The sequence below is a fragment of the Catenibacterium sp. UBA627 genome (assembly GCF_002299355.1).
Lineage (GTDB): Bacteria > Bacillota_I > Bacilli_A > Erysipelotrichales > Coprobacillaceae > Catenibacterium > Catenibacterium mitsuoka.
Genome location: NZ_DBPF01000008.1, coordinates 1 through 4,916 on the forward strand (window position 1 = coordinate 1; position 4,916 = coordinate 4,916).

Annotated in this window: 7 protein-coding genes; 6 read left to right on the top strand and 1 reads right to left on the bottom strand. The window is 34.8% G+C overall.

Going from position 1 to position 4,916, the window contains the following annotated elements; all coding sequences use genetic code 11:
* The 6 genes from B2S90_RS00560 to B2S90_RS00585 all read left to right on the top strand — a co-directional run.
* Nucleotides 1-830: MurR/RpiR family transcriptional regulator (locus B2S90_RS00560; RefSeq protein ID WP_286696372.1), on the top strand; the 830-nt coding region annotated here is incomplete at its 5' end.
* 8 nt (nt 831-838) lie between these two features.
* Nucleotides 839-1,681 carry a fumarate hydratase gene (locus B2S90_RS00565; protein ID WP_055233657.1) on the top strand — a complete coding sequence of 281 codons (843 nt, stop codon included), beginning with the start codon at nt 839-841 and terminating at the stop codon, nt 1,679-1,681.
* A complete protein-coding gene (locus tag B2S90_RS00570) occupies nt 1,678-2,232 on the top strand; it encodes a Fe-S-containing hydro-lyase (RefSeq protein WP_055233658.1) in 555 nt (184 codons plus the stop codon). Before B2S90_RS00565 ends, B2S90_RS00570 begins: the two co-directional genes overlap by 4 nt.
* A gap of 2 nt (nt 2,233-2,234) precedes the next feature.
* Nucleotides 2,235-3,074 carry a MurR/RpiR family transcriptional regulator gene (locus B2S90_RS00575; RefSeq protein ID WP_055233659.1) on the top strand — a complete coding sequence of 280 codons (840 nt, stop codon included), beginning with the start codon at nt 2,235-2,237 and terminating at the stop codon, nt 3,072-3,074.
* A gap of 65 nt (nt 3,075-3,139) precedes the next feature.
* Nucleotides 3,140-3,415, top strand: a complete 276-nt coding sequence (locus tag B2S90_RS00580) for an HU family DNA-binding protein (protein ID WP_006506079.1) — start codon at nt 3,140-3,142, stop codon at nt 3,413-3,415.
* A 73-nt stretch (nt 3,416-3,488) separates the two neighbouring features.
* Nucleotides 3,489-4,013, top strand: a complete 525-nt coding sequence (locus tag B2S90_RS00585; protein ID WP_055233660.1) for a flavodoxin domain-containing protein — start codon at nt 3,489-3,491, stop codon at nt 4,011-4,013.
* 31 nt (nt 4,014-4,044) lie between these two features.
* Here B2S90_RS00585 and B2S90_RS00590 read toward each other — a convergent pair whose 3' ends face one another.
* Nucleotides 4,045-4,614, bottom strand: coding sequence for a PduL/EutD family phosphate acyltransferase (locus B2S90_RS00590; RefSeq protein ID WP_055233661.1), 570 nt, complete (start codon nt 4,612-4,614; stop codon nt 4,045-4,047).
* Between the last annotated feature and the right edge of the window lie 302 nt (nt 4,615-4,916).

Below are 4,916 nucleotides of genomic sequence, written 5' to 3' on the forward strand. Positions count from 1 at the left end.
AAAATATGAAAAATTTATTTTATCGCCTGATGATCTATCTAGATACAGCTAGTGAAACAGATACAAACTATTTTATAGCTTTATTTATGGCTAATAATTTTTATCGTATCCCCGATATGCGTATTAGTGAACTTGCAGAAGAATGTTTTGTCTCTCCTGCAACCATTTCACGTTTCTGTCGTGCTTTAGGCTATGAAAACTTTGCGCATTTAAAACAGGAATGCAATAGTTTTCATTCTAATAATAAGAAATTCAATAATTTGATTAATATTGATTTGGAGTGTATGGCACATTCACCAGAGAAGGCTACAGAAGAGTTTGCTCAGCAGATTATTGAATCTACTCAAGAGATTTCAAAAATCCTTGATTGGAAAATATTGGATGAAGTGCTTCATTTAATTCATGATCATGAAGAAGTCGCTTTCTTTGGAACGCAGTTCTCGACAAGTGCTGCAATATTACTACAGACGGATCTATTGATGTTAGAGAAGTTTACTATTGCGTATATGGATTCAGAAAGACAGTTAGAATGTGCAAAACAGATGACTGAAGATTCTGTTGCGATTGTTATTTCGTTGAATGGTAATTTTGAACACGTGGGACATAAGGTCTTACAGTATCTTCATAAATCTAAATGTCATATTGTATGGATTACTTCTACTCATGAAGACAATCTAGGTATTCCTGTGGAATATAAGGTATTAGTCGGTGGTTCTCTTGAAAATAAGACAACTAAGCATGCACTTTTAACGGCTGTACAATTAATGAGTTTACGTTACTATAGTTTATTCTGCCCAGATCTCAAGTCAATGAAGAAGAAATTGGTATAGGTGGTTATATGAGAATAATTAAATCAGAAATAATTACAGAAACAATTAAAGAGTTATGTATTAAAGGTGCCTGTCATCTTCCTACAGATGTCTATAACCGTTTATTAGAAGCTATCTCTACAGAAGATTCTCCTGTTTCTAAACATACATTAGAAATATTAAAGGAAAATGCGGATATTGCTGCTAATAACCAGGAACCAATCTGCCAGGATACAGGAATGGCCTGTATCTTTGTAGAAATAGGTCAGGAAGTTTATGTAGAAGGTAACCTTACAGAAGCAATCAATGAAGGTGTCAGACAGGGATATACTGAAGGATACTTAAGAAAGAGTGTGGTGGATGATCCTGTCTTTGACCGTATTAATACAAAAGATAATACACCAGCAATTATTCATTATGATATTGTGCCTGGAGATAAGTTAAAGATTACGGTAGCACCTAAAGGATTTGGCAGTGAAAATATGTGCCAGGTGAAGATGCTTAAACCAAGTGATGGCATTGAAGGTGTAAAGGACTTTATTCTCAAGGTTGTAGAAGATGCAGGTCCTAACCCATGTCCTCCTATTGTGATTGGTGTAGGTATTGGTGGTACATTTGATCATGTCACTTATCTTGCAAAGAAGGCGATGATCAAGAAGATAGAAGAACATCATCCGGATCCTCGTTATCGTGCGTTAGAAGAAGAAATGTTGGAAAAGGTGAATGCGACTGGTATTGGTCCTGCAGGATTTGGTGGTAAGACAACAGCACTTGCCTTACATGTAGAAACTTGTCCTACTCATATTGCAGGTTTACCTTGCGCTGTGGCTATCTGTTGTCATGTATCACGTCATCAGGAGGCGACATTATGATTAAATTAGAAACACCTCTTACTATTGAAAAAGTGGAATCACTCCATGTTGGTGATCAAGTATTATTAAGCGGTACTATTTATACAGGACGTGATGCGGCGCATAAGCGTTTTGTAGAAGCATTAAAAAATAATGAACCACTTCCTTTTGATCCTTATGATCAGGTGATTTATTTTGTAGGTCCTACACCTACAAAGCCTGGTCATATTATTGGTAGCTGTGGACCTACAACGTCTTATCGTATGGATGCTTATTCTCCTACCATGTTAGCACAGGGATTAAGAGGGATGATTGGTAAAGGAAGAAGAAATAACGACGTAAAAGAAGCAATGAAAAAATACAAAGGTGTTTATTTTGGTGCTATTGGGGGTGCAGGAGCGATTATAGCCTCTTGTATTAAATCATGTGAAGTGATTGCCTATGAAGACCTCGGGCCTGAAGCGGTACGTCGTCTCGTTGTAGAAGATCTACCACTTACTGTTGTAATTGATAGTGAAGGACATGATCTTTATGAAATAGGCCGTCAGGATTATTTGAAAGGAAAGGAATAGTTATGGATCAGCCATTTAGAGATTATAATGAGACAGATATTCTATATCTTCTCATGACATATGTGAACTTTTCATCTGGGCAGGATATGTATTACAGTATTGCGAAAACAATACTTACACATCTTGAACAGATTCCTAGTATTTCAATTAATGATCTTGCAGAGCTTTGTTATACATCTCCAGCAACAATCTCAAGATTCTGCAAGGATTTAAATTGTCGTAACTTTGCAACATTCAAAAAAGAAATGGCGATTGCTTTAGAAATAGCACATGATGAAATTCATTTCTCTTTTGATGACGATTTTAAGATCAAAAAGAATCCGCAATATCTTGTAGATAAAGTCTATGATGATACAAAGAAATCATTGGAATTAGGACAGCAGCAGCTAGATATCAATGATGTCGATAAAATCTGCGAACTTATTCATGATGCTCCTCACGTATTTATGATTGGTTATCAGTTCTCACGTATTGCCTGTCAGGATTTTCAGTTAAAGATGCTGAAACTTGAAAAGTTTCTCTATGCTTTTGCAAATAGAGGAGATGAAGTTCAAAAACTTGATCTGATTGAAGAAAATGATCTGGTTATTATTGTGACAGTACGTGCAAGAAGAGAATTGATTGATTCATTGGTTACACGTGTTAAAAAACAGAAGGCGCGTATTTTGATTGTGACTATGAATAAGGATTATACAAATCCTGAAGTAGACTACTATTACCATTTAAATGGTGAAGAGAGTGATTATACGCAGTCTTCTATTTCTGGTTTTATTGATACAGTTTCATTTTTTAATGTTGTATATTTGCGTTACGGTTTACTCTATAATCAATATTTATTATAACTGTATACGTAGTACCAACAAAATGGTATAATGGAACAAGTTGAAAAGAAAGGAAGTATCTATTCATGAAGAAAAATGAATTAGTAGAAAAAGTTGCTGAAGGAGCATCTTTAACTAAAGCTGATGCAGAACGTGCTATTAATGCTTTAGTTGATGCAGTATCTGGAGCTCTTGTTGAAGGCGATAAAGTGGCTTTAAAAGGTCTTGGAACTTTTGAAGTAAGAGAAAGAAAAGCGAGAACAGGTATTAATCCTAGAACTCGTGAAACTATCGAAATTCCAGCAAGTAAAGTTCCTGCTTTTAAAGCAAGTTCTACACTTAAGGATGCAGTGAATAAATAATAATAAAAAAGTGCTTCGGCACTTTTTTATTTTGATTATTTAGTTTAGAATTAGATAAAAGGGAGTGATGAGGATGATTACAATACTCTATACATCAAAGCATGGAGCAACAGCTAAAATAGCACGTGTTATCAATACATATCTTGATCATACATGCACGTTGATGAACTTAGATGAATTAGATATGGCTGTCTTAGAGAAGACAGATACGATTGTTTTAGGAGTTCCTGTTTATTATGGGGCACTTGATCCAAAGATGGTGGATTTTATCAAGAAGAATCAGGGATTACTTATTAAGAAGCATTATTCTATTTATATTACAGCTCTTTTCCATACTGAATTCATGAGTTATATTACTAAAGAGTTTGATTATTCTATATTAAAGAATGTAACGACAATGGCAGGACTTGGCGGTGCAATCTATTATCCTGATTTAAGTATTCAGGAGAAGATGGTTCTTGCAGTCATGAATAAGAATCGTCCAGTCATTCCAAAAGAGCATCATGTTAATATCTTTGAGAACTTCGATAATCATGAAATAGAATTATTCTCACAGAAGATCAAAAGAATTGAAGATTATGCAATCAAAGTAAAATAAAAAGGAGAAGCGACCTGCTTCTCCTTTAAAATTAATCAACAATAATTGTACCTTCTTTAGGTCCACCAGCAGCATTTGATTCATCTGTATCGATATGCATGAAAGTAGCATAAGTATCTTTAACACGGCACATAACATCACCAAAGATTAATGAACGACCATTTGTTTCAACTTCTACTTTTACAATCTGACGGTCCTTAATACCCATTGCTTCAGCATCTTCTGGAGAAAAATGGATATGACGTTTTGCAGCAATAACGCCTTCAGTTAATTCAACTTCACCTTTAGGTCCAACTAATTTACAAGCTCCACTACCAGCAATGTCTCCAGAACCTCTAACAGGTGCTTCTAAACCTAATGATCTGGCATCAGTAAGAGCTAATTCAATCTGAGTATGGTCTCTAACAGGTCCAAGAACAGACATAGCTTTTTCGCCTCTAGTTCCTACAACCTTTACCTTTTCAGCACATGCAAACTGACCTGGCTGAGAAAGATCCTTTTTCTTTGTTAGTTCGTAACCTTTACCAAATAATGTTTCTAAATCAGCCTGACTTAAGTGAATATGTCTAGCTGAAGTTTCAATGATAATTTTGTTATTCATAATCTGCCTCCTAGTCACGTATTTTACACCCTTTTATACGTTTTGAAAAGGCTTACTTTACAAATATCTATAAGTGTAACCTATCAATGTTTATTTTCATTAATTCTTAAAACTGCTATAATATTTGTAAGTGAGGTTGATGTTATGATAAATATTATTACGTCGGAATTACCAATAATATGGAAGTTTACAAAATCAGCTATTGATTTATTGGCAGTATGGGTTTTATTATACTATGGTATCATGATGTTCAAGACAAACATGCGTACTATGCAGTTATTTAAAGGGGTTATTGTTGTCCT